The sequence below is a fragment of the Arthrobacter sp. UNC362MFTsu5.1 genome (genome assembly GCF_000685965.1).
In the GTDB taxonomy this organism is placed as follows: Bacteria; Actinomycetota; Actinomycetes; order Actinomycetales; family Micrococcaceae; genus Arthrobacter.
Genome location: NZ_JMLE01000017.1, coordinates 40,462 through 66,424, shown reverse-complemented (window position 1 = coordinate 66,424; position 25,963 = coordinate 40,462). Strand labels below are relative to the sequence as shown.

22 protein-coding genes are annotated in these 25,963 nt (G+C 65.6%); 8 read left to right on the top strand and 14 right to left on the bottom strand.

The genetic code is table 11. The features are described 5' to 3' along the window. From murD to dinB, 10 genes are all read right to left on the bottom strand, one after another. Complete coding sequence (murD, locus tag BS38_RS0116020; protein ID WP_043438931.1) at nucleotides 1-1,602, bottom strand: UDP-N-acetylmuramoyl-L-alanine--D-glutamate ligase; 1,602 nt, start codon at nucleotides 1,600-1,602, stop codon at nucleotides 1-3. Beyond that, the gene (gene mraY, locus BS38_RS0116015; RefSeq protein WP_028271732.1) at nucleotides 1,584-2,693 is read right to left on the bottom strand and encodes a phospho-N-acetylmuramoyl-pentapeptide-transferase; all 1,110 of its coding nucleotides are present in this window, start codon (nucleotides 2,691-2,693) and stop codon (nucleotides 1,584-1,586) included. The genes murD and mraY overlap by 19 nt, the downstream gene beginning before the upstream one ends. Beyond that, a complete protein-coding gene (locus BS38_RS0116010; protein ID WP_028271731.1) occupies nucleotides 2,690-4,165 on the bottom strand; it encodes a UDP-N-acetylmuramoyl-tripeptide--D-alanyl-D-alanine ligase in 1,476 nt (491 codons plus the stop codon). Before BS38_RS0116010 ends, mraY begins: the two co-directional genes overlap by 4 nt. A gap of 6 nt (nucleotides 4,166-4,171) precedes the next feature. Continuing rightward, complete coding sequence (locus BS38_RS0116005; RefSeq protein WP_028271730.1) at nucleotides 4,172-5,824, bottom strand: UDP-N-acetylmuramoyl-L-alanyl-D-glutamate--2,6-diaminopimelate ligase; 1,653 nt, start codon at nucleotides 5,822-5,824, stop codon at nucleotides 4,172-4,174. A 77-nt stretch (nucleotides 5,825-5,901) separates the two neighbouring features. Further along, complete coding sequence (locus BS38_RS0116000; RefSeq protein ID WP_028271729.1) at nucleotides 5,902-7,704, bottom strand: peptidoglycan D,D-transpeptidase FtsI family protein; 1,803 nt, start codon at nucleotides 7,702-7,704, stop codon at nucleotides 5,902-5,904. Nucleotides 7,705-7,743: 39 nt separating this feature from the next. Further along, nucleotides 7,744-8,421, bottom strand: coding sequence for a hypothetical protein (locus BS38_RS0115995; protein WP_028271728.1), 678 nt, complete (start codon nucleotides 8,419-8,421; stop codon nucleotides 7,744-7,746). Then, on the bottom strand, nucleotides 8,418-9,416 hold the full coding sequence (gene rsmH, locus BS38_RS0115990) for a 16S rRNA (cytosine(1402)-N(4))-methyltransferase RsmH (RefSeq protein WP_028271727.1): 999 nt from the start codon (nucleotides 9,414-9,416) through the stop codon (nucleotides 8,418-8,420). Before rsmH ends, BS38_RS0115995 begins: the two co-directional genes overlap by 4 nt. 188 nt (nucleotides 9,417-9,604) lie before the next feature. Beyond that, nucleotides 9,605-10,033 carry a division/cell wall cluster transcriptional repressor MraZ gene (gene mraZ / locus BS38_RS0115985; RefSeq protein ID WP_028271726.1) on the bottom strand — a complete coding sequence of 143 codons (429 nt, stop codon included), beginning with the start codon at nucleotides 10,031-10,033 and terminating at the stop codon, nucleotides 9,605-9,607. 361 nt (nucleotides 10,034-10,394) lie between these two features. Further along, nucleotides 10,395-10,769 carry a DUF3040 domain-containing protein gene (locus BS38_RS0115980; RefSeq protein WP_028271725.1) on the bottom strand — a complete coding sequence of 125 codons (375 nt, stop codon included), beginning with the start codon at nucleotides 10,767-10,769 and terminating at the stop codon, nucleotides 10,395-10,397. A gap of 241 nt (nucleotides 10,770-11,010) precedes the next feature. Then, on the bottom strand, nucleotides 11,011-12,171 hold the full coding sequence (dinB, locus tag BS38_RS0115975; RefSeq protein ID WP_156037151.1) for a DNA polymerase IV: 1,161 nt from the start codon (nucleotides 12,169-12,171) through the stop codon (nucleotides 11,011-11,013). 140 nt (nucleotides 12,172-12,311) lie between these two features. Between dinB and BS38_RS0115970 the strand changes: the two genes are divergently transcribed. Both BS38_RS0115970 and BS38_RS0115965 read left to right on the top strand, forming a co-directional pair. Beyond that, entirely contained in the window at nucleotides 12,312-12,842 is a 531-nt protein-coding gene (locus BS38_RS0115970) for a hypothetical protein (protein WP_028271723.1), read from the top strand. Continuing rightward, nucleotides 12,839-13,933: a polyprenyl synthetase family protein gene (locus BS38_RS0115965; RefSeq protein ID WP_028271722.1), complete on the top strand. Its 1,095-nt coding sequence runs from the start codon at nucleotides 12,839-12,841 to the stop codon at nucleotides 13,931-13,933. The genes BS38_RS0115970 and BS38_RS0115965 overlap by 4 nt, the downstream gene beginning before the upstream one ends. Before the next feature lie 57 nt (nucleotides 13,934-13,990). Here BS38_RS0115965 and BS38_RS0115960 read toward each other — a convergent pair whose 3' ends face one another. After that, a complete protein-coding gene (locus BS38_RS0115960; protein WP_028271721.1) occupies nucleotides 13,991-14,344 on the bottom strand; it encodes an Rv2175c family DNA-binding protein in 354 nt (117 codons plus the stop codon). A gap of 243 nt (nucleotides 14,345-14,587) precedes the next feature. Here BS38_RS0115960 and BS38_RS0115955 point away from each other — a divergent pair, with 243 nt between their 5' ends. Continuing rightward, the gene (locus BS38_RS0115955) at nucleotides 14,588-15,940 is read left to right on the top strand and encodes a lytic transglycosylase domain-containing protein (protein WP_028271720.1); all 1,353 of its coding nucleotides are present in this window, start codon (nucleotides 14,588-14,590) and stop codon (nucleotides 15,938-15,940) included. 103 nt (nucleotides 15,941-16,043) lie between these two features. Continuing rightward, entirely contained in the window at nucleotides 16,044-18,179 is a 2,136-nt protein-coding gene (locus tag BS38_RS0115950) for a Stk1 family PASTA domain-containing Ser/Thr kinase (protein ID WP_028271719.1), read from the top strand. A gap of 93 nt (nucleotides 18,180-18,272) precedes the next feature. Here BS38_RS0115950 and BS38_RS0115945 read toward each other — a convergent pair whose 3' ends face one another. Both BS38_RS0115945 and BS38_RS25355 read right to left on the bottom strand, forming a co-directional pair. Beyond that, nucleotides 18,273-19,667 (bottom strand): class II 3-deoxy-7-phosphoheptulonate synthase, encoded by a 1,395-nt coding sequence (locus BS38_RS0115945; RefSeq protein ID WP_028271718.1) that lies wholly within the window; start codon nucleotides 19,665-19,667, stop codon nucleotides 18,273-18,275. Nucleotides 19,668-19,745: 78 nt separating this feature from the next. Further along, nucleotides 19,746-20,525, bottom strand: a complete 780-nt coding sequence (locus tag BS38_RS25355) for a lysophospholipid acyltransferase family protein (RefSeq protein WP_043438927.1) — start codon at nucleotides 20,523-20,525, stop codon at nucleotides 19,746-19,748. Nucleotides 20,526-20,636: 111 nt separating this feature from the next. Between BS38_RS25355 and BS38_RS0115935 the strand changes: the two genes are divergently transcribed. From BS38_RS0115935 to BS38_RS0115925, 3 genes are read left to right on the top strand one after another with little or no spacing between them, the layout of a single operon-like run. Then, nucleotides 20,637-21,425, top strand: a complete 789-nt coding sequence (locus BS38_RS0115935) for an alpha/beta hydrolase (protein ID WP_028271717.1) — start codon at nucleotides 20,637-20,639, stop codon at nucleotides 21,423-21,425. After that, nucleotides 21,422-22,219, top strand: coding sequence for an alpha/beta hydrolase (locus BS38_RS0115930; RefSeq protein ID WP_028271716.1), 798 nt, complete (start codon nucleotides 21,422-21,424; stop codon nucleotides 22,217-22,219). Before BS38_RS0115935 ends, BS38_RS0115930 begins: the two co-directional genes overlap by 4 nt. Next, nucleotides 22,216-22,770 (top strand): hypothetical protein, encoded by a 555-nt coding sequence (locus tag BS38_RS0115925; RefSeq protein ID WP_028271715.1) that lies wholly within the window; start codon nucleotides 22,216-22,218, stop codon nucleotides 22,768-22,770. The genes BS38_RS0115930 and BS38_RS0115925 overlap by 4 nt, the downstream gene beginning before the upstream one ends. Before the next feature lie 30 nt (nucleotides 22,771-22,800). Here BS38_RS0115925 and BS38_RS0115920 read toward each other — a convergent pair whose 3' ends face one another. Then, entirely contained in the window at nucleotides 22,801-23,892 is a 1,092-nt protein-coding gene (locus BS38_RS0115920) for an ROK family glucokinase (protein WP_028271714.1), read from the bottom strand. 215 nt (nucleotides 23,893-24,107) lie between these two features. Between BS38_RS0115920 and BS38_RS0115915 the strand changes: the two genes are divergently transcribed. Then, entirely contained in the window at nucleotides 24,108-25,946 is a 1,839-nt protein-coding gene (locus tag BS38_RS0115915) for an AMP-dependent synthetase/ligase (RefSeq protein ID WP_028271713.1), read from the top strand. The last annotated feature ends 17 nt before the right edge of the window (nucleotides 25,947-25,963 follow it).

Genomic DNA, 25,963 nt, shown 5'->3' with positions numbered 1-25,963 from the left:
TTACTCCTCGCCGGTCTGAGCCTGCCCTTCCACGAGCCCGCGGACAGCTTCAATGAAGGCATCGCCACGGTGAGCGTAGGAAGAGAACTGATCCATGGAAGCAGCCGCCGGGGCCATCAGCACAGTGTCCCCCGGAGAGGCCAGCTGCGCTGCCGCGGCTACGGCCTGGGCCATCACAGTTTCCCCGTAGATCGGCGAGGGCACCGTGCCGGCGTCGTCCGTTTCGGCAGACTGCACATTTTCAGTGTCGCCCTTGCTGCGCCCGATCACGGGGACATCCGGTGCGTGTCGCTTGAGGGCGTCCGAGAGCGGTGCCGTGTCAGCTCCGATCAGGACAACGGCCTTCAAGCGGGATGCCTGTTCCTTGACCAGATCGTCGTAGCTGACACCCTTGGAGAGGCCGCCGGCAATCCAGATGACGTTGCTGAACGCCGACAGGGACGCCGCCGCGGCGTGCGGGTTGGTTGCTTTCGAGTCGTTGATCCACAGCACATCATTGTGGCGGGCAACGAGCTGGATCCGGTGCTCTCCCGGAATGTAGGCCTTCAGTCCCTGCCGGACGGCCTGTGGTTCCACGCCGTACGCCCGGACCAGCGCGGCCGCTGCCAGGGCGTTGGCCACCATGTGGCGCGGGGCCACCGGACCGAGGTCCGCCATGGCGGCCAGCTCAGCGGCGCTGTCCTTGCGCTCGGCGATGAAGGCGCGGTCCACCAGGAGGCCCTCGACCACGCCGAGCATGCTGATGGCCGGCGTCAGCGTGGTGAATCCAACGGCGCGGCAGCCTTCCACGACGTCGGCATCCTCCACCATGCGTTCGGTTTCGATCTGCTCGGCGTTGTAGATGCAGGCCTTCTGCGTCTGCCCATAGACCTTGGCCTTGTCGGCCAGGTACGAGGCGTAGGATCCGTGCCAGTCCACGTGGTCTTCGGCGACGTTGAGGCAGACACTTGCCACCGGAGAAACGGAGTGGCTCCAGTGCAGCTGGAAACTCGACAGCTCGACTGCCAGGACGTCGTACTCCACCGGGTCGCGCAGTGCGTCGAGGATGGGCGTGCCCACGTTCCCGACGGCAATGGCCTTGAGCCCGGCGGCCTGCAGCATGGATTCGGTCAGGCCCACGGTGGTGGTCTTCCCGTTTGTTCCGGTGATGGTCAGCCAGTCCGCGGTCTTGCGGCCCTTCCGCTCACGCACCCGCCAGGCGAGTTCCACATCGCCCCAGACCGGGATGTGGGTCCGGGCAGCCAGCGCGAGGAGGGCCTGGTCCGGCCGCCAACCCGGCGAGGTCACGATCAGGTCCGGCTTCTGGCCGTCGATCTTCGGCATGGTGTGCACGGCGTCTTCGCCGAGAAGCACATCCACGGCGCCGACGATCTTCAGCGTGTCCGCCTGGGCGCGGGCCTTCGGGCTCGTGGCCGCGTCCACCACCACCACGCGGGCACCGAGTTCGATCAGGGTGTCCGCGGCAGCGAAGCCGGACACGCCGATGCCCGTCACGACCACACGGAGACCGGTCCAGTCGGAGTCCCAGCTCACCAGGTTCTCGAGCCGGGGGGACGTTGCCAGCGGCGAAGGTATTGGACTGCTCACAGCAGGACCACCCATTCTGCGTAGAAGATGCCAAGGCCTGCGGCGACGAAGAGTCCGCCGAGGATCCAGAACCGAACCACCACGGTGACTTCCGCCCAGCCCTTGAGTTCAAAGTGGTGCTGCAGCGGAGCCATTTTGAAGAAGCGCTTGCCCTTGGTGATCTTGAAGTAGCCCACCTGGATGATCACCGAAAGCGTGATCAGGACGAACAGTCCGCCGATGAAGGCGAGCAGCAGTTCGGTCCGGGACAGGATGGCGAACCCGGCGACGGCGCCGCCGATGGCCAGCGAGCCGGTGTCGCCCATGAAGATCTTCGCCGGAGACGTGTTCCACCACAGGAAGCCCACCAGGGCGGCGCTGAGGATTGCTGCAAGCAGTGCCAGGTCCAGCGGGTCGCGGACGGAATAGCAGCCGCCGCCTGCCTGCCGCGGCGAGCCGCAGGCCTGGTTGCTCTGCCAGATTCCCATCAGCGTGTACGCGCCGAACACCATGACCGATGCCCCGGCAGCCAGTCCGTCCAGACCGTCGGTGAGGTTCACCCCGTTGGTGGCCGCAGTGACGATCAGGTTGGACCACAGGACAAACAGGATGGCGCCAAGGACTGTGCCGCCGAAGGCAAGGTTCAGCCACGGGATGTCCCGCACCAGGGAGATCTGGGTGGATGCGGGAGTGACTCCGTCCGCATTGGGAAAGTTCAATGCCAGGACGGCGAAAATGATGCCGACGGCGCCCTGCAGCACCAGTTTGGCTTTGGCGTTCAGGCCAAGGCTGCGTTGCTTGGAAATCTTGATGAAGTCGTCCAGGAAGCCCACGAGGCCCATTCCCACCATCAGGAACAGCAGCAGGAGCGCGGAGGCCGACGGTCCGGCTGACCGCGGATTCAGCATCCACATGATGAGGTGGGTCAGCGCGTAGCTCAGCAGGACCGCGAAGACCACCACGGTGCCGCCCATGGTGGGCGTGCCGCGTTTCGTGTGATGGGAGGTGGGTCCGTCGTCGCGGATGAACTGGCCGTAGCTCTTCCGAACCAGCAGACGGATGAACAGCGGAGTTCCCACCAATGCAAACAGCAGGGCCAGCCCGGCGCCGATGAGTAGTGCAATCACAGCGACTCGCTCCCTTCATTGGCGGTTGCTCGGACTTGTGGGGGTAATGCTATCCGATCCCCCAGATGCCTCAGTCCCACGCTGTTGGAGGACTTGAAGAGGACCAGATCGCCGGGTTCCAGTTCCCGTTGAAGCAGATCGTAGGCTTCGTCCACGGACTCCGCGAAGACGCATTCGTCCCCCCATGAGCCTTCGTTGACGGCGGAAACGTAGAGCGAACGCGCCTCGCGGCCAACAACCACCAGGCGGGAAATGTTGAGCCGCACCACTTGGGTGCCCACTGCCATGTGCTCCCGGATGGACTCGTCGCCCAGTTCCAGCATGGCGCCCAGCACGGCCCAGGTGCGGCGTCCGCGGCCCAGGTCCGCCAGCGTCCGCAGCGCGGCGCGCATCGATTCAGGGTTGGCGTTGTAGGCATCGTTGATGATGGTGACGCCGTCAGGCCGCTCTGTGCGTTCCATCCGCCACCGGCTGGCTGCGGTCTGTGCACTGAGTGACGCGGTGATCCGTTCCGCCGGGATGCCTGCGGCATAGGCTGCACCGGCTGCTGCCAGGAGGTTGGTGACATGGTGCGCACCGATCAGCCGGCTGCGGACCTGGTACCCCGCGGCGTTGCCGGGGAAGTTAAGTTCGAACTCGGGATTTCCTGCCGCATTCGTCTCCACGTGGACGGCGCGCAGTCCGGCAGCCGGGACGTCATCTGCGGCCTGCGCGGAAAATCCCAGGACGTTCGCCTTCGTCCTGCTTGTCATGGCGGCGACGCGCCCGTCGTCGAGGTTGAGCACGGCGGTCCCGCTGTCCGGGAGGGCTTCTACAAGTTCGCCTTTGGCAACGGCGATGTTGTCGACGCCGCCAAACTCCCCGGCATGGGCGGTACCGATGCCGAGGACCACCCCGATCTCGGGCCGGACCATCTCTGCGAGGTAGCGGATGTGGCCCACCCCGGTGGCACCCATCTCGATCACAAGGTAACGGGTGTCGAATCCGGCCTTGAATACGGTCAGCGGAACTCCCACTTCGCCGTTGTAGGAACCCTGGGGGGAGACAGTGTTGCCTTCGGCGGAAAGGATTCCGGCGAGGAGGTCCTTGGTGGTGGTTTTTCCGGCCGAACCGGTGATGCCGATTACCGTGAATTCCGAGCCTTCGGCCTCGCGGCGGGCCCGGATCCGGCGCACGGATTCAGCGGCCAGGGCGCCCATGGCGAGGACCGCGTCTTCCACCACAATGGAGGGGTAGGGAGTGCCGGAGTGATCGGCAGCGTCCCGTTCCACCAGGGCAAGGACAGCGCCGCGTTCGAAGGCTGCGCCGATGAAGTCGTGGCCGTCAGCAGTCTCCCCGGGCTTCGCCACGTAGAGGGACCCCTCCGTGGCTTCCCGGGAATCCGTGACCACTGCCGTGGGCGTGATGGTCGGTTCGGCGGCAAGGCGGCCGTCTGTAATTTCGGCAATTTCCGCCGCAGTAAATGCAATCATCTCGGTCTAGGACTCTATCCGCTCGTCATTCAGAACGGTGAATCCACGGGCTGTCAAGGCCTCGCGGAGCTCCACCCTGTCGTCGAGCGCCAGATTGACGCCTTTGACTTCCTGCCATACTTCATGGCCGCGGCCGGCCACGAGGATCGTGTCTTTCGCCTGCGCCATCTCCACAGCCTGCCTGATCGCCGTGTCCCGCGGGAACGACTCCAGGATGGTGCAGCCAAGGCCGGCGGTTTCCTTGGCCTCCTGCGCGCCCGCCAGGACGTCCGCGCGGATCGCGGCGGCGTCCTCGTCGTGGGGGTCGTCATCGCTGATGATCACCACATCCGCCAGCCGGGCGGCGATGGCGCCCATCGCCGGCCGTTTGCCCTGGTCGCGCTGGCCGGTGGCTCCGAAGACCACAATCACCTTCGAGCCGGGCTCGGGTGAGCGCACTGCTTCCAGTGCCCGTTGCAGGGCGTCAGGGTTGTGGGCAAAGTCGACGACGGCGGCCGGGGCGGTGCAGACGAGCTGCATGCGCCCGGGGACGGCCACGGTGAACGGGTCGGCCGCGTCCAGCGCTGACTGCAGCGTCTCTGCGGCGACTCCGCTGGCCAGCACCATGACGGTTGCGAGAGCGGCGTTGGAAACATTGAAGCTGCCCGGAAGCCCCGTGTGAACGCGGAGTTCCGTGCCGTCACGGTGCCGGAGCCGGAACGCCGTACCCAGGCCCCGGGGCGCGGTGTCCGTGACGGCCCAGTCCGCGCCGGATGCTGCGGGATCAATGCCCGGGACTGTCGCCAGGGTGGTGACCGGAATGGCGGCACCGGCGGCAAGGCGGCGGCCCCAGTCGTCGTCCACGGTGATGACCGCCTGCTTGGCGCGGGGTCGTGTAAAGAGCTCCGCTTTGGTCTGGAAATATTCGTCCATGGTGCCGTGCAGGTCCAGGTGGTCCTGGGTCAGGTTGGTGAACCCGGCGACGTCGAACTGCACACCGTCCACGCGGTGGAACGACACAGCGTGCGAGGAAACCTCCATGGAGGCGGCGTCCAGGCCGCGTTCCCGCATCAGGGCCAGGAGTGCGTGGATGTCGGTGGACTCCGGCGTCGTCAGCAGGCTGGGAATGGGCTCACCGCCGGCCAGGATCTCGATGGTGCCGATCAGTCCGGTCTTGCGGCCCAGGGCCTGCAGCAGGGAGTTGATGAAATAGGTGGTGGTGGTCTTGCCGTTGGTGCCGGTGACGCCGAACAGCGAGGGCACTGCGCCGCCATCGGGACGGCTCTGGTAGATCAGCGCAGCGAGCCCGCCCACCGCGCTACGGGGCTTGTCAACGACGAGGACCGGCACGGGAGTGTCAGCGGACAGCGCAAGGAGCCTGGCGCCGTCGTCGTCCGTGACAACCGCAACAGCGCCTGCCGTAACGGCCTGCGACACGAAGTCCGCCCCGTGCCGGGTGGCGCCGGGGAGGGCGACGTAGAGGTCGCCCGGCTGCACGGACCTGGAGTTCAGGGAGATCCCGGTGACCGGAATGGCGCTGGACGCCCCGGGAACGACGACGCCGACGGACTCGCCGATGATTCCCAGCGGCACCGCGGCAACGGCGGACGGCCGGAACCCGGAACCGGGAACCGCACCGCTCGTTTCGTCGGTACTGTCTGGGGCATGGTGCTCTGACAAGTGGATCTCCGTTGGTGCTAGTGGATCACACCGGGCGTAGGGGAAGATCCCCTGATGCGTACGATGTTGTGGACGTGCTACTTGACGTATTGGGGCAGCCTGACCGGCTCGCCCGTTGACGGCGGAACGTTGTACGTCCGCAGCGCCTGGCTCATCACCGAGCGGAACACGGGACCATTGGTGATTCCGTAGATGCTGCCCTTGGGGCGCTGCAGGACAACTTCAACAATAAACCGCGGATCGTCCATCGGCGCCATTCCCACCATGGAGGCCGTGTAGCCGCAGTACCCGGATTTGCCGTCGTCGCACGGCGACTGGGACGTTCCGGTTTTAGCGCCCACGCGGTAGCCGTCGATTGCTGCTTCCTTGATCTGCCCCTCGGTCACGGCGCTCTCCAGGATGTCCCGGACCTGCTGTGCGGTTTCCTTGGACACGATCTGACGGCTCTCCTTCGCCGGGACCTTTTCCTCGGTTCCGTCCGGGCTGATGTAGCTGTCGATCAGGCGCGGCTGGAGCATCACGCCGTTGTTGGCAATCGACTGGTAGGCGCGGACGGTCTGCAGGGTGGATTGCGAAACGCCCTGGCCGAAGAGGACGGTGTACTCCTGCCGGCCGTCCCACTGGTCAGCAGGGGTGAGGATGCCGGTGGCTTCGGCGGGAATCCCGATGTCGGGGGCTTCGCCGATGCCGAACTTCTGCAGCCAGTCGTGGCGCTGTTCCTTGGTCAGCCGCTGCCCGGCCATGACCGTTCCGGTGTTCATCGACCAGCCCAGGATCCCGGCCAGGGTCCGTTCCTCGGTCCCGTGATCGAACGAGTCGGTGAAGACCTGGCCGTCCACCACGTAGGACGGCGGGATGGTGAACTTGTCCAGCGGGCTTGACTTGCCCTCCTCGATCACGGCGGCGGCCGTGATCATCTTCTCCACGGAACCCGGTTCGTATGCGGCCGTCACTGACCGTACGCCGCGGTCCTTGGCGGCCACCTTGCCGGGGTCGTTGGGGTCCGGGGCGTTGGTGTCTGCCATGGCGATGATGTTGCCGGTCTTGATGTCCTGGACGATGATGACGCCCCATTCGGCGCTCAGCTTGTCCGACTGGTTCTGGATTGCCTGCTGGGCAAAGTACTGCAGGTCGGAATTGAGGGTGAGGCGGATGTCCTTGCCGTCGACGGCGGGCGTCAGTTCGTCCACGCCGACGGGGATGCGCAAGCCGTCGGCGCCGATTTCGAAGAGCCGCTTGCCGGGAGTTCCCTTGAGGACCTCATCCTGGGTCTGCTCCAAGCCCGCCTGCCCGGTTGTTCCGTCCTGCAGGAAACCGACGATCCCGCCGGCGACAGAGCCGTTCGGGTAAACGCGCTTGCTGGTGCCTACGGTGACTATGCCCGGGATCTGCAGCTGGGAGATCCGGTCCTCCATATCGGGCTTGAGGTCCTTCGCCACGATGTAATAGGGCTTCTCCCCCGTCAAGGCCTCCTTGACGTCCGCGGGGTCCTGCCCCAGCACGGCGGCCAGTTCCTCGATGCCCTTGTCCCTGGAAACGGTGACGAGCTCTTCCTTGTCACCCACCGTGTCCAGTCGCTTGAACGACTCCGTCTTGGTGTTGACGCGCTGGTCCACCACTACGTTGTAGCGGATGACGCTGTTGGCGAGGACAGTTCCGTTGGCGTCCAGGATGCTGCCGCGTTCGGCGGGGAGCTCGATCGGCGTCAGGCGGTTGTTCAACGCGGCCTCAGCCATTCCGCCGATGTCCAGTCCCTGGACCATGAACAGTTTGCCACCGACCACCAGCAGAAGCGCCAGCATCATACCCAAGCCGAGGCGGAGCCTCCTGGTGGCGTTCGGCACTTTTGCGGTTGTTTTCTTGCCGGTGCTCTGCGCCACGGTGAGTCCTTGCTGGTTGCTTACTGGTGGTCAGTCCTGTCAGTTACTGCCCGGCGTCTTCTGCTTTGGTGCCGGAACGGATCCGCCGTGGAGATCGGCCGCGGGCTTCGCGGCGGCCGGCGGCTTCGCGGCAGCGGCAGCCTGGGCAGCTGCTGCCGCCGGCGCCGAAGCGGCCTCCTGCGCCGGCTTGCGGACGGCCAGTGGCTCCTTGGTAGTGGCGGGAGGAACCACCGTCAGCTGCCCGGCGACTGCCGGCGCTGCAATGATGGCTCCGGGCTTGTCACCCTTGACTGCCGGTTTGGGTGTGCCGCTGACGACCAGTGTGGAGAGGTCGATCTGCCCCTTGCCGGTGGAAGCCACCATGCCCAGTTCCGAGGCCCGGGCGGCCAGGTTCTGGGGAGCGTCGAAGTTCTGGACCTGCTGTGTCAGGTCCTGGTTCTGCTTCGTCAGGGTGGACTGGTTGCTCCTGAGCTGCACCAGCTGGTACTGCGCTGTGGAAACGGAGATGTTCAGGACCAGGACCGCCATGAGGGCGACCGCCAGCAGTGCGAAGCAGAGCACAACAAAAGGAGCCCTGCGCTTGCGCGGGGTCGAACGGACCACGGACAGCGGGGTCCGCAGCTTCCGCTCGGATCCGCCGGAAGGCTTAAGGCCTGTGAGGGCTCGGGCCGCCGTGCCGGACACGACTGGGAAGTTCTTGGCAGCGGCGGTGCTCATGCGGCCCTCCTGGCTCTGATTCGTTCAACTGCGCGCAACCGGGCGGACGCTGCGCGTGGGTTTTCGGCGATTTCATCGGCGGTGGGCACCTCGGTGCCCTTAGTCAGGGTTTTGAGTTCGGGCTTGTGTTCTTCCAGTTCCACCGGGAAGCCCAGCGGCGCGGAGGACTTGGATCCGGTCTGGAAGACTTTCTTGACGATTTTGTCCTCCAGCGAGTGGTAGGACATGACCACGACGCGGCCCCCCATCGCGAGGGCGTCCACAGCGGCAGGCACCGCACGTTCCAGGACGTCGAGTTCCTCGTTGACTTCGATCCGCAGGGCCTGGAAGGTCCGTTTGGCCGGGTGGCCTCCGGTCTTCGCCGCCCCTGCCGGAACCACCGCGCGGATGGTGTCGACCAGTTCACCCGTGGTGGTGAACGGCTTGACTGCGCGCGCAGCCACGATGCGGTTAGCGATCCTGCCGGCGAACTTTTCCTCACCCCACTTGCGGATGATCCGGACCAGGTCCTCTTCGCTGTAGTTGTTCACGACGTCCGCGGCCGTCTGGCCCCGGCTCGTGTCCATGCGCATATCCAGGGGCGCATCAAAAGAATAGGCAAAACCGCGTTCGCGCTCATCCAGCTGCAGGGAAGATACGCCCAGGTCCATCAGGACGCCGTGGACTTCCCCGACGCCAAGGTCCCGGAGGACGTCCGGGATTTCGTCGTAGACGGCGTGGACCAGGTCAGAGCGGTTTTCGAAGGGCTTCAGACGCTCGCCGGCCAGGGCCAGGGCTTCTTCGTCGCGGTCGATTCCGATGAGGTGAAGGTCCGGAAACCGCTGGAGCAGGGCTTCGGAGTGACCGCCCATTCCCAGGGTTGCGTCGATGACCACCGGCGTCTCGCCCCGGCTGCGGGCCGCCTCGATGCCAGGGGCCAACAAATTGATGCACCGGTCCTTGAGGACCGGTACATGGCGTTCGGACGTGGGTTTTGGCTGGTTGGGATCGCTCATACCTTCGTCCTTTCGTGCCTCTGTTTGCCTTGCTGGGCCTGGCTGGTCCTCGGTGCGGTTCTTAAGCCAGATCCCCATCCGCGCCTATCCCAACGTCCGCCTGGCTCCGGGGAAGTGAGCCAGGAAAACGTTCGGATGGGCGGCTGGAGATCTCGTTCAAGAAACGCTGCCGTCGTCGCTTCCGGGCCTCAGAAGATTCCCGGGATGGCGTCGTCGGTTTCAGAGAAGGAGGTTTCCTTTTCTGCCAGGTACTCGTTCCAGGCCTGGGCATCCCAGATCTCCGCCCGGGAGCCTGCGCCGATAACGGCGAGCTCCCTGCCAAGACCTGCGTATGCCCGGAGTGCGGGAGGAATAGTCACGCGCCCCTGCTTGTCAGGTACCTCGTCCGAGGCTCCAGAGAGGAAAACCCGGATGTAGTCACGAGTCTGCTTGGAGGAGATGGGCGCCTCCCGCATTTGCTCGTGAATCCGCTCGAATTCCCGCTCACTGAAGACGTAGATGCAGCGTTCCTGGCCCCTTGTGAGAACCAGTCCGCTGGCAAGTTCCTCACGGAACTTCGCTGGGAGGATGATCCGCCCCTTTTCGTCCAGACGCGGTGAGTGAGTGCCAAGAAACATGGCCACCCGCCTGTCTGTCGTCAGGAGCTGCACGTCCCCTGTGCTGCCACTACCCTCTTACCTGCTCCACTTTACTCCACATCGCTCCACAGTCAACGCGACACGGAAGATTCGTCCCGGGTTTGGACAAATCCCGCCCCGGAAATCCGGGGTTCTGGGCGGGTGGTGGAAAGTGGAGGGATATCGGCGCCTGGAGGGGCGCGAAGAACAGCACGACGGCGGACGGCACGGACGGGACGGCGTCGCGTCCGCGAGCGCCGGCCGTTAAAAGCAAAAGACCCGCCGCGGCGGGTCTTTCTGCAGGTCTGCCAGGGGCAGGTGGTGCGAAGTGGAGCGTTAGCTGAACGCTGTCACGGTCGGGTTATTGCTGCTCACCCCGGCGCCGTTCATCCCAGCGTTCTTCAAGGCCGCTCATGAACGAACTGCGCCCCTTGCCGTTTTTCTTGCCACCGGTTGATTTCGCTTTGCCGGCGGCGGAGCTGCGCATCGTTGCGAAATAGACTCCGGCTCCCATCACGATAAATCCGAGGACACCAACAAAAATGCTCTGAAGTGATACGCCCACCAGCAGGAGGAGGACACCGGCCAGTGTGGCCAGCACGCCGATCACGATGTGGCGCGTGGACCAGTTGCGGCCCGGATCCGATCCCATTGAATTGGCAAACTTCGGATCGTCCTCGTGCAGCTGCTTCTCCAGCTGCTCGAGCAGCTTCTGTTCGTGCTCCGAGAGCGGCATCACGACCTCCTTAAGTCGGCCAACGTCGGGACCTGCCCTGGTCCTGTGTTGTCAATCCACTAACGTCCGGCATGCGCGGGAGGTTCCCGGCCACCGTATAACGAAAGGCCGGATTCCACGCATTCGGACGGCGGACCTGTTCAGCAGGGTGTGCGGTAAGTCCAGACGTTCGAAATCTATGTATATCTAAGGATAGTTTGTTGCGCCCTGTTCTGAAAGACACTCCGGCGCGGCGGAACGGTCACTCTCCGGGCGTGTGCGGGTCCATCAGGCGCGCCGGGAGCACCGATTTCGAGCCGAACTTGGCCGCCACCTTGTCCAGTGCTTGTTCCGCGGCCCGCCAGTTGTCGTCGCGGCGGTCAAAGCTCAGCTGGAGCGAAGTCTGGGCAGCTTCCTCAAGCTGTTCGGCCCGGACGCCGACGAGCCGGACCGTCATGGCCCGCGGACCGAGCGATTCCAGGAGCTGAACGGCCACTGCGTAGATCAGCTGTGCACTGTCGACCGGGGCGTGCACCGTGCGGCTGCGCGTGATGGTGGAGAAATCGGTGTAGCGCAGCTTGAGGGAAATGGTCCTCGCCACCATCCCCGTGCTTCGGAGCCGCTCGGCGGTCCGGTGGGACAGGCGCAGCAGTTCACGGTGCAGGAGGGCGTCGTCGGCTGTATCAACGGCGAACGTTTCCTCGGCGCCGATACTCTTCTCGAGGCGGACGGGGGTTACGGCACGGGGATCAATCCCCCACGACAGCCTGTAGACGTGCTCCCCTGACGCCCCCAGCAGCTTCTTCAGTACCGACGGCGGCGTCGCGGCGACATCGGCCACGCTCCGGATTCCCATGCGGGCCAGCACCTCGCCCGTCTTCGCCCCCACGCCCCACAGCGCGTTGACGGGAAGGCTGTGCAGGTAGGCGACGGTCTCATCCGGCCCGATCAGCAGGAGCCCGTCCGGCTTACAGCGGGTGGATGCGATCTTGGCGACAAATTTGCTGGCCGCAATGCCGACGGAGGCCGTGATGCCGAGTTCCTCGTGCACGCGCCGGCGGATGATCCCGCCGATCTCGCGCGGACTGCCCAGCCGCCGGATTGCTCCGCCGACGTCGAGGAAGGCCTCGTCGACGCTCAGCGGCTCCACCAGCTCCGTAATCGACCCGAAGATGGCCATGAGCTGGGCGGAAACCTCGTAGTAGAGCTTGTGCCGGGGTTCGATAATGACGGCCGAGGGGCACATGCGCGCCGCTATTGCCATGGGCATCGCGGACTTGACCCCGAATTTCCGGGCCTCATAGGACGCGGACAGCACCACCGAACGCTCCGCCGGGTAACCCACAATCACCGGTTTGCCGCGAAGTTCGGGCCGGGTCCGAAGCTCCACGGAGACGAAAAAGGCGTCCATGTCCACATGCATGATGCTGCTTCGCCGGAGCTCCCGGAGGGTCGCTTCGAGCTGCTGTTTATCCTGTTCCGACCCCACGTCTTCAATCCTATGCCGTGGTACTGACTAAACTGGAGGCTGCATCCGGCGTCAACACCAGGAGGAATGTCCCTGTGAAGGTAATTGGAAAGCTCAAGCCTGCGGGCTGCGCCGTGATCGTGGCCGGCGCGGTGCTGGCCCTGGCGGCGTGCACCCCGGCCAATCCCGGCGCCACAGCCACCGGGACTGCCAGCGCTTCAGCTTCCGTCACCGGACAGGCATCCGCCACCGCCCCCGCGAGCCCCACCGCCTCCCCTGGAACCACCGCCGCCGTCGGCGCATTGGTGGCCGGCTTCCCCGAGAAGCTGCTGCCCGTGATGCCGGGGGCAAAGGTGGTGTCCAGCAGCTTCGACAAGACCTCCACTCCGGCAACAGCGGCATTGGTGGGAAACATCACCTCCCCGGCTGCCGCCGTCGTAGCGTTCTACACCAAAGAGCTTGAGGCCCAAGGCTTCAAAGCAGTGCCCGGCGAGAACGTGGGCGCGGTCGCGTCCAAGGACTTCCTCCGCGGTGACAACGAAACCGTGAACATCGCAGTGGTGGAAACCGGCGGGGTCTCCACGTTCACCATCGGCGCCAACGTCGCAGCTGAGTCCGCGAAGTGACGGTCGCGGAGCAGCTGCGCCTGGAGCAGACGGCCTACGTAGCCGCTGTCGCGGGCAAGCTCAATGACTTCCTGGCGACCCGCCAGTCCGTGATGTCCGCCATTTCCCAGGACATCGACCCGCTGATGGGGTCCATCTCCAACCTGGTCACCGGCGGCAAGCGGCTGCGTGCGCTGATGTGCTACTGGGGGTGGCGCGGCGCAGGCGGGGATGCTGCTGCCAATGAGGTGATCACTGCCGGATCGGCACTGGAGCTCTTCCAGGCGGCGGCATTGATTCACGATGACATCATCGACCGGTCCGATACGCGGCGCGGCGGACCCAGCGTCCACCGGCGCTTCAGCCAGCTGCATGAAGACCAGGGCTGGGCCCTGGACAGTGAGCGGTTCGGCCATGCCGCAGCCATCCTGACCGGCGACCTCTGCCTGTCGTTCAGTGAAGAAACGTTCACGGACATCGGCCAGGCGGCAGCATCAGGGAGCCAGGCACGGCTGATCTTCAACCTGATGAGGGCCGAGGTGATGGCCGGGCAGTACCTGGACATCCTGGAAGAAGTCGCAGGTCCCATGCGCGACCGGGCCGGAGCGGTCAGCCGGGCCCAGTCAATCATCCGGTTCAAGTCGGCGAAGTATTCCACGGAGCACCCGCTCGCCCTCGGAGGTGCCCTGGCCGGAGCGTCCGATGAACTCCTCCGCGGCTACTCAGCGTTCGCGCTGCCGCTGGGCGAAGCGTTCCAGCTCCGGGACGACGTGCTGGGAGTGTTCGGCGATCCCGTGACCACCGGAAAGCCGGCGGGCGATGACCTCAGGGAGGGAAAGAGGACGGTCCTGGTGGCCTTCGCCCTCGACCAGGCGTCCCCGGAGGAGTCCCGCTTCCTCGACGCAAAGCTCGGAAGCCCGGACCTGTCCGACGATGATGTGGAGGAAATCCGCCGCATCATCGTGGACTGCGGTGCGCTCCAGGCCACCGAAGTCCTGATTGAGGAATTCGGCCGCGCCGCCTTCAGCGAGCTGGACATGCTTCCACTGGAAGACCTTCCCAAGACGGCCCTGCGGAAACTCGCCGAGGCCACCGTCAGCCGCGCCTCCTGATTTCGGGGGGCGCGGCCACCGCGCGTGGAATAACCGCGCGGTACTGCCGGGCGGGGATTACCAGGCGAGGGATTGTGCCCTGCGGCGGATTTCCGTCTTCCGGCCTTCACGCAGGGCGTCAATCGGACGGCCACGCAGTGATTCATCCGGGGTGAAAAGCCACGTGACGAGTTCCTCGTCGGAATACCCTGCATCCGACAGGACCACAATGGTCCCCTTAAGGCTCTCGACCGGATGGCCGTCCTGCATAAAGTCCGCCGGCACCGACCTGATGCGGCGTTCACCGACCCTCAATGCCACCAGTGCTTTTTCGTCCAGCAAACCGTGGACCTTAGTAATGGAGACGTTCATCATTTCTGCAACGTCGGGCAGGGGCAGCCATTCGCCTACAAGGCTTTCTACAGTACTCACGGATCAAGATTGCCACGCGGTGCACTGTTGCGCCTAGTCAGCACAATGAGGCGGGCGGAAGGCGTAAATCGACACTCCGAAAAAAGGCATATAAGAGATGCCATACATTTCTTGTGCTAATCAGCAATTCGTGAGAGATTCACATAGATCACACTTGCATCAACGCTAACTTTAGTAACACTAGTACCATTCGTAACAACGGCCTGACCGACAGCATTCGCCGCTGAGAAGAGGATCACTCCCATGACGACGCCCCGATCGCCAAAGCAGCACCCCAGGCCGAGCCTGCCTATGATTGCGGCGACGACGGCCGCCCTTCCGGCCGTCGTCCTGTCCTCTCTCGCCATCGCCCAGCCGGCGGCCGCGGAAGCCCGTCCGCGGGTTGTTCCTGCCACCTTGGCAGCCGCGATGCAGGCCCAGGAAGCCGCCCTCAAGGCGGGCATCATTCCGGCCGCGTCGGTCTCCACCTCAATCCCGGCCTCCCTCCGGCCCGCCCAGCCGTCCGCTCCGGCTGAGTACACCATTGCCCGCGGTGACACCATCAGCGGCATTGCGGGCCGCTACGGCCTCGACACCAATGCCATCCTGAAGCTGAACAACCTGCAGCCCAACACCATCATTTACCCGGGCCAGAAGATCAAACTGACCGGGTCAGCCCCGGCGCCTTCCGCTCCGGCGGCGAAGCCCGAGGCTCCTGCGCCCGCCACGTCCGGCGGAAGTGTCTACACCGTAAAGTCCGGTGACACCCTGGGGGCCATCGCCGCGCGCCACGGAGTGAAGCTGTCAGAGGTGCTGAGCTGGAACGGCCTCAACATGAATTCCATCATTTACCCGGGCCAGAAGATCAAGATCGGCGGCGGCCAGTCCTCCGCCCCGGCACCTGCCCCGGCCCCCGCGGCCACCCCGGCTCCTGCTCCGGCCCCCGCCCCCAGTTCGGGCTCCTACACGGTGAAGTCCGGGGACACGCTGTCCGCCATCGCCGCAAAGCACGGCGTCAAGCTGTCAGACATCCTGTCGGCGAACAAACTCACCCTGTCCAGCGTTATCTACCCCGGCAACAAGCTGGTCATCCCCGGCGCTTCGATCCAGCCGGCTGCCAGCGTCACTCCCCTGGTGCCGAGCTCCTTCCTTGGTTTCACCTACCCCGCTGCAGTGGTCTCTTCCGCCAACCAGAACAAGGCCCTGCTCAACGCTTCTCCCGTACCCACTCGGGAACAGATGAAGTCGATCGTCGCCGATACGGCACGTCGGATGGGCGTGGACCCCTCGCTGGCCCTTGCCTTCGCCTACCAGGAGTCCGGCTTCGACCAGCGCGCAGTCTCGCCGGCCAACGCCATCGGCACGATGCAGGTCATCCCGACGTCGGGCGAATGGGCCTCCGACCTGGTGGGCCGCAAACTGAACCTGCTCGATCCCTATGACAATGCAACCGCAGGCGTAGCCATCATTCGCCAGCTGATCCGCACGAGCAAGGACCTGGACCACGCCATCGCCGGCTACTACCAGGGCCAGTATTCCGTCAGCAAGAACGGCATGTTCGACGACACCAAGGCCTACGTGGCAGCCATCAAGGCGCACCAGAAGAACTTCGGCTAGAGCCATAACGGCACCGCAAAGGCGGGTGCCGGGAGGGTAACGATACGGGTCCGGATTGCATGTCGATTCGGGCCCGTTTCCGTGTAGCACTTAGGATCGTAAGGTGCAGGAAAAAGTGTCGGACTCCCTCGTTGGAACCCTGGTGGACAACCGCTACCGGGTTCAGTCCAGGCTGGCGCGCGGCGGAATGTCCACTGTCTACCTGGCCACGGACCAGCGTCTTGAGCGCGACGTCGCACTCAAGGTCCTCCATCCGCACCTCGTCAATGACGGAAACTTCCTGGACAGGCTGGGCCGGGAGGCAAAGGCCGCGGCCAAGCTGTCCCACGCCCATGTGGTGGGCGTCCTGGACCAGGGCAGCGACGGTCACACGGCCTACCTGGTCATGGAGTACATCAAAGGCCACACCCTCCGGGACGTCATCAAGGAGAAGGGCGCGCTGTCTCCGCGGCTGGCCCTGGCGCTGATCGACCCCGTGGTGGAAGGCCTCGGAGCGGCGCACTCCGCCGGGCTGATCCACCGCGACATCAAACCCGAAAATGTCCTGATCGCCGACGACGGCCGAATCAAGGTGGGCGACTTCGGGCTGGCCCGTGCCGTCACCACCTCGACGAGCACCGGGGCACTGATCGGCACCGTGGCCTACCTGTCCCCCGAGCTCGTGCTCGGCAGGCAGGCCGACGCCCGCAGCGACATCTACTCGGTGGGCATCATGCTGTACGAAATGATCACCGGGAAGCAGCCGTTCGACGGCGAAGTCCCCATCCAGGTGGCCTACCAGCACGTAAACTCCTCCGTCCAGGCCCCCTCGGCGGTTGTGCCGGGGCTGGCTGCCGAGGTGGACGAGCTGGTGCAGTGGTGCACGGCGCGTGACCCTGAACAGCGTCCGGTGGACGGCAATGCCCTGCTGTCCGAACTCAGGCACATCCGCACCAACCTGACCGACGCGGAACTGGATCTCCAGCCCCCGGCGGCTATTGCCGCCGTCGCCCATTCTCCGGCCGGACTGCGCCCTCCCGCCCACCCGCCTTCCGGTCGACCCGCCGCGGCCCGGCACCCTGAGCACCAGGACCACACGGAGGTCCTGTCCGCCGGCCAGCATCCGACGGAAATCATCACCCGCCAAAGCAATCCCACCACGGTGCTGTCTGCTTCCCCCGGGCGGTCGGGCCGGTTTGGCGCCCTGGCGGCCCCGCCGGAAACGGAATCCGACTTCGCGGATGCCGGCGACGACGGGCCGGACGACGCGGTTCCATTGAGTAAGCGGGCACAGCGCAAGCAGGACCGCGACGCCGCCAAGGCACAGTCGAAGGCGGCGTCAACGCCGGTCCGGTCCCTTCGCGAAGGTAGTCCCCGCCGTCGCGGCATCCTGTGGATCATCATCCTGGTCATCGCCGCGTTGCTCGCAACGGGCGCCGGCTGGTTCTTCGGCATGGGACCCGGCTCCCCCGGCACCATTCCGCGGGTAGCCAACAAGACGGTGGCCGAGGCCCAGCAGCTGCTTGGCACTGCCGGGTTCCAGTCCACCACAAAGGATGTTTTCGACGACGATATCCGGGCCGGGCTCGTCGTCGGCACCGAACCTGAGGCAGGGCGGGAAATCCGCAAGTTCCAGTTGGTGTCGCTTTTCGTGTCCAAGGGCCCCCAACTTTTTCCGCTTCCCGGACTGACCGGCAAGTCATTGGATGAGGCCAAGACCCAGCTCAACGGGGCAGAGATGGCCTTGGGCAAAGTCACGGAGACCTACAGCGAAACCGGTCCGGCGGGATCTGTCCTCGCCCAGGAACCGGCGGCGGGCACCCCCGCCCGCCGCGGCACGCCCGTCAGCCTCACTGTCTCGAAGGGGCCGGAGCCCATTGCCGTCCCGGATGTGCGCGGGCAGGAACAGGGCGCAGCAGTCAAGGCGCTTGAGGCGGCCGGACTGAAGGCAGTGATCTCCCCCGAAACGGTCAACGACAAGAAGGTCCCCAAGGGCGCCGTCGTGGCCCAGGACCCGTCCTCCGGCACCCTGACCCGGGGCGATACCGTCACCCTGACGGTCTCCAAGGGACCCAAACTCGTGGATGTGCCCAGCTACATCGGCAAGCAGGCCAATGATGCCCGCAAGGCGCTGGAGAAGCTCGGCTTCGAGGTACGGGTAAACAACATCCTGGGCGGCTTCTTCGGAACGGTGCGCGACCAGGATCCGGTGGACACCCAGGTGCCCGAAGGGTCACTCATCACTCTCACCGTCGTCTGACCTGGACCCACTAAAAAAGCTCCGCCCGGCTGGTTCCAGCCGGGCGGAGCTTTGTGATTAATCAGCGCAGTCAATCAGCGCGTCCGAGTCGGATCAGGGGCGCTTGGACAGGGCTCCTGCGACGAGGAAGGCCATCTCCAGGGACTGCATGTGGTTCAGGCGCGGGTCGCAGACCGATTCGTAGCGGTCCAGGAAGGCTTCCTGGTCGATCGGGTCGGCACCGCCGAGGCACTCCGCGACGTCGTCCCCGGTCATCTCAACGTGCAGGCCGCCGGGAATGGTGCCCAGCGAGTGGTGGACTTCGAAGAAGCCGCGGACTTCGTCGATGACGTCGTCGAAGTTCCTGGTCTTGTAGCCGTTGGGCGAGGTGACAGTGTTCCCGTGCATGGGATCGGTGACCCAGAGAACCTGCGCGCCGGAGGCCGTGACCTTCTCGACGATGGCGGGGAGCTTCTCGCGGATGTTGCCCGCGCCCATCCGGGTGATGAAGGTCAGCCGTCCGGGTTCGCGGTCCGGATCGAGCTTGTCGATGAGCCGCAGGGCGTCGTCGCCGGAGGTCTTGGGGCCCAGCTTGACGCCGATCGGGTTGCGGACGCGGGACAGGAAGTCGACGTGGGCGTGATCCAGTTCGCGGGTGCGTTCGCCGATCCAGAGGAAATGGGCCGAGGTGTCGTACGGAAGTCCGGTGCGGGAATCGATGCGGGTCAGTGCGCGCTCGTAGTCGAGCAGCAGCGCCTCGTGGCTCGCGAAGAATTCGACCCTTTTCAGGGCTTCGAAGTCCGCGCCGCAGGACGCCATGAACTTGATGGCCCGGTCGATGTCGCGTGCCAGCGACTCGTAGCGGGCGTGGGCCGGGTTCTCGGTGAAGCCCTTGTTCCAGTGGTGAACCAGGCGCAGGTCAGCGAAGCCGCCCTGCGTGAACGCCCGGATGAGGTTCAGCGTGGAGGCCGACGTGTGGTACGCCTTGAGCATCCGGCCGGCGTCGTGGGCCCGGGATTCCGGCGTGAAATCGTAGCCGTTGACAATATCGCCCCGGTACGCCGGGAGGGTGACGCCGTCGCGCGTTTCATCGTTGGAGGAACGCGGCTTGGCGAACTGTCCGGCCATCCGGCCCATTTTGATGACGGGCATGGCCGCGCCGTAGGTGAGGACGACGGCCATCTGCAGGATGGTTTTGACCCGTGCGCTGATCTTGTCCGCCGTGGCGGCCTCGAAGGTTTCGGCGCAGTCCCCGCCCTGGAGCAGGAACGCCTTGCCCTGCGCGGCAGCGGCCAGCCGTTCGCGGAGGATGTCCACCTCGCCGGCGAAGACGAGCGGCGGAAGGACGGAAAGTTCCTTCACGGACGTGTCAAAGACCTCTTTGTTTTGCCAGCTGGGCTGCTGGGAAACCGGCAGGTCCCGCCAGTGGTCCAGTCCCGGATAGTTGGCGGCGCCGCTCTGGGCGGTACTGGTCAGCAGGGAGGCAGGTTTTGCGGATAGCTCAGTCACACTACAAGACTAGTTCCCGGATCGGCGTTTACGCACCGCAACCGTCATTCGCCCCAAACCATCGTCACAGAACCGGCGTCACGCTTTGTCGGGTTCCGCGGGGCCGGCGCCCCCTCCGGATCCGTCCGAGCCGCCGGATACGTCCGGGCCGCCGGCGCTGCCTGAGCCGTCAGCGGGTGTGCCCGCCAGCCGCAGTTTGACGACTGCCGCATATTCGTCCACATACTCCTGCCCCGAGAGGCGCATGAGTTCGTACATGATTTCGTCGGTCACGGAACGCTGGATCAGCCGGTCTTCCTCCATGCCGTAGTAGCGGCTGAAGTCCAGCGGTTCGCCGAAGATCATGCCGATGCGCCGGATGTTCGGCATCCGCTTACCGATCGGCTGGACTTTGTCCGTGCCGATCATGGCGACGGGAATCACCGGAACCCGGGCCTGCAGGGCAAGTTTTGCCACACCCACCTTGCCGCGGTAGAGGCGAGAATCGGGGCTGCGGGTTCCTTCCGGATAAATTCCCAGCAGCGAACCGTGCGAGAGGACGTCCATTCCGGCGTTCAGCGAAGCGGCCGAGGCCGCGCCGCCCGACCGGTCCATGGGCAGCTGGTTGGTCAGCCGGAAGAAGAGTGCAGTCAGCCGGCCCTTGAGGCCCGTGCCGGTGAAGTATTCCGACTTCGCCAGGAAGACCACGGGACGCGGAACCATCAGCGGCATAAAGATGGAGTCGGAAAACGACAGATGGTTGGACGCCAGGATGGCTGCGCCTTCGGCCGGGACGTTGTCCAGCCCTTTGACCCAGGGCCGGAACAGGAGCTTTAGCACCGGTCCCAGGACGAACGTCTTCATGAACCAATAAAACACGTGGTGTACCTCTCCGGAAGGCGTCTGGCCGCCCCTTCGTCGGGCCCGGCCAGGACTTCAATGCAACCCTACTCTAGTGAGATTTGTGCTGAATGGTGACACGATGGGCACATGAGAGAAAGCAGCAAACCGACTGTGCCTGCCGCTTTCAGCTACCCCGGCCACGGGAGCAATGCCCGGATCGGCGTCGCCATTTGCCACGGCTTCACGGGAAGTCCCCTCAGCGTCATGCCGTGGGCCCTGCACCTGGCGGAGCAGGGGTTCGCCGTTTCCGTCCCGCTCCTGCCCGGGCACGGGACTGACTGGCGCGAGCTGGCCCGCTCGGGCTGGCGGGACTGGGCCGGTGCCTTCGAAGCCGCCTACCTTGAGCTCGCCGGCCGGACTGACACCTGCTACGTCGCCGGGCTGTCCATGGGCGGCGCCGTCGCCCTGCGCACGGCGTCCCGCCATCGCGTTGCCGGTGTGGCCGTGGTCAATCCCGGGCTCAGCTTCTACGACCGCAGAGTCCGTATTATCGGCATCCTGAAGTACTTCCAACAGACCACGCTGCCGATTGTGGAAGCCAACCCCACCGCGGCCACCACTGAGGACGGCGACTATTCGCAGACGCCGCTGGCCGCCGTCCACCAGCTGAAGAAGCTGTTTGCCGCCGCCCGCCGTGGACTGCCCCGCGTCACGGCGCCGGTTCTGGTTTTCAAATCGGACACCGACGACGTTGTGCCGCCGTCGTCCCTTGAGCTGATCAGGCGGCGGCTGGGGTCGGCCTCGCTTCGCGTGGTGCCGCTGCCCAACAGCGGCCACGTGGCCACCCTGGACAACGATGCCCCCGTGATCTTCCGGAATTCGTCCTCCTTCTTCCATGAGCACGCGCAGCACCACGTACCTTCGGAGACATCATGAGCATCGCCGCCGACCACAGCCCCCTGAGTTCCCCCTTTACCGGAGACGGCCCGTCGATCGGCGTTGCCGTGTCCCACGGCTTCACCGGAAGCCCGCACGGTGTGCGGGCCTGGGCCCAGTCACTGGCCGACGCCGGCTTTGCGGTGCGGATGCCGCTGCTGCCGGGGCACGGGACCAGCTGGCAGGAACTCGCCAGGACCCGCTGGCAGCAGTGGTATTCCGCCTACGACGCGGCGTACCTGGAGCTTGAGGCCGAATGCGACCATGTGTTCACGGCCGGCCTGTCCATGGGCGGGGCACTCGCCCTGAGGGTGGCAGCCCAGCGTCCGGTGGCGGGTGCCATCGTGGTCAATCCGGGCCTGGTCATTGATGATCCCCGGGCGCCGCTGGCCGGTGTCCTGAAGCTGGTCCTGAAAAGCACTCCAGCCATCGCGAACGACATCCTCAAGCCGAACACGGACGAGGGCGCCTACCCGCGGACACCCGTGGCGGCGGCGCACGAACTGAACAAACTGTTCAGGGACACGCGGCGGCTGCTGCCGCGGATCACTGCACCGGTCCGGGTGTTCCGTTCCACGGTGGACCACGTCGTGTCGGATTCGAGCATCGTGGCGCTGCGCCGCGGCCTCACCCATGCCACGCTCCAGCTGAGCACCCTGGGCAACAGCTACCACGTGGCCACCCTGGACAACGATGCCGCAGAGATTTTCAGCGGGACCGCGGAATTTATCCGCGCCGTGGTTCCGGGAAACCTGGACCCGTCCCCCGCTAGCCGTGAAGGACATGGCCGATGACCCGATCCGACTCCAATTCCTCAGACCAGAGCGCGAACCAGGACGACGCCGTATGGCTCGACCTGGTGGCCCGGCTCGAGGGCAGCGACACTCCGGCCGCTGACGGCACCGGTGACGCCGTCGAGGGCAGCCAGCCAGCCAAACGGCCCTTCCGTGACTTCGATCCGCTGGGCCTGTCCGGAGCCGCGCCGACGGAGCCCTCTGCGTCTGAACGCCAGGCCGCCGTCCGCGAGCCGCAGCTGGGGGCGGACCACGGAAGCACAGCTGAGACGGAGGCAACCGGCGGGCCGCGGGATTACGACGCCGATGACGATGAACCGTTCGTACCTGAGGAACCGCCGAGCCTGGCCGGCACGGATCCCCTGACCATGCTCGCCTGGCTGGGTGCCGTGGGCGGTCCCGTCGCCCTGGTGCTGGCCGCCATGTTCTGGCGGTCGGCGCCGCTGATGGCCATTTTGGGAATCGTCGCCGCATTCGTCGTCTCCGTGATCTACCTGATCATGCAGCTGCCGCAGGAAAAGGACGAGCACGACGACGGCGCGCGGGTTTAGTGCCCCGCGCCTAGCCTGCTGATTGCCCGGTTAGCCGTGCATCCGGCTGCTGACCCGTGACAGGTCCGCGGCGCCGATCAGCCCGGCGTTGGGGCCCAGGGCGGCCAGGGCGATTTCCGCCGCCGGGCGGAACCCGCGCCCGGTCAGGTTCCGGGCAAAAGCCTTGCGTGCCGGTGCCACCAGCAGCTCGCCGGCATCGCACAGGCCTCCGCCGATCACGAACTTCCCGGGGTCCAGCGCGGCAGCCAGGTTGGCCAGCCCCAGTCCCAGCCACTCCCCGACGTCTTCCAGGAGTTCCCTGGACGTCGGATCGCCCGCCTTGGCCAGTTCCGTCACAATGACTCCGGTGATCCGGTCAACCTGTCCGTCCACGGCTTTGAGGAGTTCCTGCGCGACGGGTGAATTGGCGGCGGCCAGCTCGCGGGCTTCACGGCCCAGGGCGTTTCCGGAGGCATACTGCTCCCAGCAGCCGCGGTTTCCGCATTCGCACCGGTGGCCTCCGGGCATGATGATCTGGTGGCCGAATTCGCCGGCAACGCCGAAGCGTCCGCGTTCCACCCGGCCGTCCATCACCATGGCGCCGCCGATCCCGGTGCCGAGGGTGATGCAGACGAGCCTGTTTTGTCCCTGCCCGGCACCAAAGCGCCATTCGGCCCAGGCCGCGGCGTCGGCGTCGTTGGTCAGTAGGACCGGCCGTCGCAGCAGGCGCTGGAGGTTGTCCCGCAGCGGTTCGTTGCGCCAGGCGAGGTGGGGGCTGAACAGCACTGTCCCGCCGTCGAGGTCCATCCAGCCGGCGGCGCCGATTCCCACCGACCAGATGCGGTGGCCCCGGCTTAGCTCTTCGACCAGTTCCACAATCACTTGTTCCACTGCCCGGGGGTCGTTCCCGGGCGTCGAGCGCCTGGCCTGGCTGAGTATCCTGCCGTCGGCGTCGACTACTCCTGCAGCGACCTTGGTGCCGCCGATGTCCACACCGATTGCCAGCCCCTTGCGCCCCAGCCGGAGATGCTCGCGAAAGCCCTGGCTTGCGGCCAGCGCGTCCTGCCCGGCGGGCTTCCGGCGCCGCCAGGAGGCCGTCCGTCGGTAGGGTCTGGGCAGGTCGCCGGGTGTTGGTGTGTGCATGGTTCCCCATTCTATTGCCCGGGCCCTGTTTTCCCGCGTGGCCGGGCGCTGCGTGAAGCGGCTCCGGACACGGCTCGCGGCGGGCCGGATTGGCGGGTTTCCGGCCGTTAACCGTAAAGTTACTCGCCAGTAGGTGAAACAGGACACACCTCCGCAACGGGCGTACTAGTGTTAGCAGTACCCCCTGCGGGTCTATGGATAACAAAGGAGCTATCGTGCGCGAATTCAGTGTTCCGCCCTTGGTGAATGTACCCCCCGAAACCAACATCACCGACCTGGTGCTGCGGCAGGCCGCCAAGGCCTCGAACCCGTCCCTGTATTCGCGGCTCGATGCCGCCGGGCAGTGGCAGGACATCACTGCCACCGATTTCGTCGCCGACGTCCGCGTCCTGGCCAAGGGACTCATGGCCAGCGGAGTGGCGGCGGGCGACCGCGTGGGCATCATGTCCCGCACGCGTTACGAGTGGGCCCTGGTGGACTTCGCCATCTGGTTCGCCGGCGGCATCTCGGTTCCCATCTACGAAACGTCGTCACCCAGCCAGGTTGCCTGGAACCTGGGCGACTCGGGTGCCGTGGCCGCGTTCGGCGAATCCGCGCACCATGAGGACATCATCCGGCAGGCCGCGACCTCGGAAGGACTCTCTTCCCTCGCCCACGTCTGGCAGCTCGAGGGCGCCGGGCTGGACGAACTCCGTGCCGCAGGAACCGCCGTCAGCGATGAGGACCTGGAAGCCCGCCGCAGCCTTGCCTCGCTCGCCGACGTCGCAACGATCATCTACACCTCCGGCACCACCGGCAGGCCCAAGGGCTGCGAACTGACACACGGCAACTTCGTGGAGCTGTCCGAAAACGCCCTGGCAACGTCGCTGTCCGGCATCGTCCACGAGCAGGCACGGACCATCATGTTCCTGCCGCTGGCCCATGTGTTCGCCCGGTTCATCTCCGTCCTGGCCGTAGCCGCCGGCGTCACCGTTGCGCACACCCCGGACATCAAGCACCTCCTGCCGGACCTGCAAAGCTACAAGCCCACTTTCATCCTGGCCGTGCCGCGGGTGTTCGAAAAGGTCTACAACTCCGCTTTGACGAAGGCTGAGGACGGCGGCAAGGGCGCCATCTTCCACAAGGCGTCCGACACTGCCATCGCCTACTCGAGGGCACGGCAGGCCGGCTCCATCGGCCTCGGCCTCAAGCTCCGCCACGCACTCTTCGACAAGCTCGTCTACAGCAAACTGCGTGCGGCCATGGGCGGCCAGGTTGCCCACGCCGTCTCCGGCGGCGGCCCGCTGGGCGAACGCCTGGGTCACTTCTTCCAGGGCATCGGCATGCAGATCCTCGAAGGCTACGGCCTGACCGAGACCACCGCGCCCATCACGGTCAACACCCCGTCGCTGATCAGGATCGGCACCGTGGGCGCTCCCCTGCCGGGCAATGCGGTGAAGATCGCCGACGACGGCGAGATCCTCGCCAAGGGCGTCTGCGTGATGCGCGGCTACTACAAGCGCGAGGACCTCGCAGCCGACACGTTCGTGGACGGCTGGTTCCGCACCGGTGACATCGGACAAATGGACGCTGACGGCTTCCTGACCATCACGGGCCGCAAGAAGGAAATCATCGTGACGGCCAGCGGAAAGAACGTCGTCCCCGCCCTGCTGGAGGACCAGATCCGGGCCGATGCCCTGGTCTCCCAGGTGCTCGTGGTGGGCGACAATATGCCGTTCATCGGAGCCCTGGTGACCCTCGACGAGGAAGCCCTGCCGGGATGGCTGCACCGGCACGGGCTGCCGACCACCACGTCCCTTGCCGAGGCGGCGGAACATCCCGTGGTCAAGGCGGCCGTGCAGGACCTCATCACCCGCGCCAACCAGTCGGTATCCCAGGCGGAAGCCATCAAGTCATTCCGGATTGTGCCGTCCGACTTCACCGAGGCATCCGGCCATCTGACGCCTTCGATGAAGGTCAAGCGGGCCCAGGTGATGAAGGACTTCGAGTCGGTCATCGGGGAAATGTACGCTGCACCGAGGCCGGCCCGCGCCGAGCCCTCCGGCCAGCACTAGCCCAAGGCAGCACTAGC

Coding starts and splice junctions, on each gene's coding strand:
- BS38_RS0115980 (WP_028271725.1), bottom strand. CDS start 10,769: ATGCCGCTCTCGGAGCACGAACAGAAGCTGCTCGAGCAGCTGGAGAAG.
- BS38_RS0116010 (WP_028271731.1), bottom strand. CDS start 4,165: ATGATTGCATTTACTGCGGCGGAAATTGCCGAAATTACAGACGGCCGC.
- BS38_RS0115935 (WP_028271717.1), top strand. CDS start 20,637: ATGAGAGAAAGCAGCAAACCGACTGTGCCTGCCGCTTTCAGCTACCCC.
- BS38_RS0115920 (WP_028271714.1), bottom strand. CDS start 23,892: ATGCACACACCAACACCCGGCGACCTGCCCAGACCCTACCGACGGACG.
- rsmH (WP_028271727.1), bottom strand. CDS start 9,416: ATGAGCGATCCCAACCAGCCAAAACCCACGTCCGAACGCCATGTACCG.
- BS38_RS0115995 (WP_028271728.1), bottom strand. CDS start 8,421: ATGAGCACCGCCGCTGCCAAGAACTTCCCAGTCGTGTCCGGCACGGCG.
- BS38_RS0115925 (WP_028271715.1), top strand. CDS start 22,216: ATGACCCGATCCGACTCCAATTCCTCAGACCAGAGCGCGAACCAGGAC.
- dinB (WP_156037151.1), bottom strand. CDS start 12,171: ATGCATGTGGACATGGACGCCTTTTTCGTCTCCGTGGAGCTTCGGACC.
- murD (WP_043438931.1), bottom strand. CDS start 1,602: ATGGGTGGTCCTGCTGTGAGCAGTCCAATACCTTCGCCGCTGGCAACG.
- BS38_RS0115955 (WP_028271720.1), top strand. CDS start 14,588: ATGACGACGCCCCGATCGCCAAAGCAGCACCCCAGGCCGAGCCTGCCT.
- BS38_RS0115930 (WP_028271716.1), top strand. CDS start 21,422: ATGAGCATCGCCGCCGACCACAGCCCCCTGAGTTCCCCCTTTACCGGA.
- mraZ (WP_028271726.1), bottom strand. CDS start 10,033: ATGTTTCTTGGCACTCACTCACCGCGTCTGGACGAAAAGGGGCGGATC.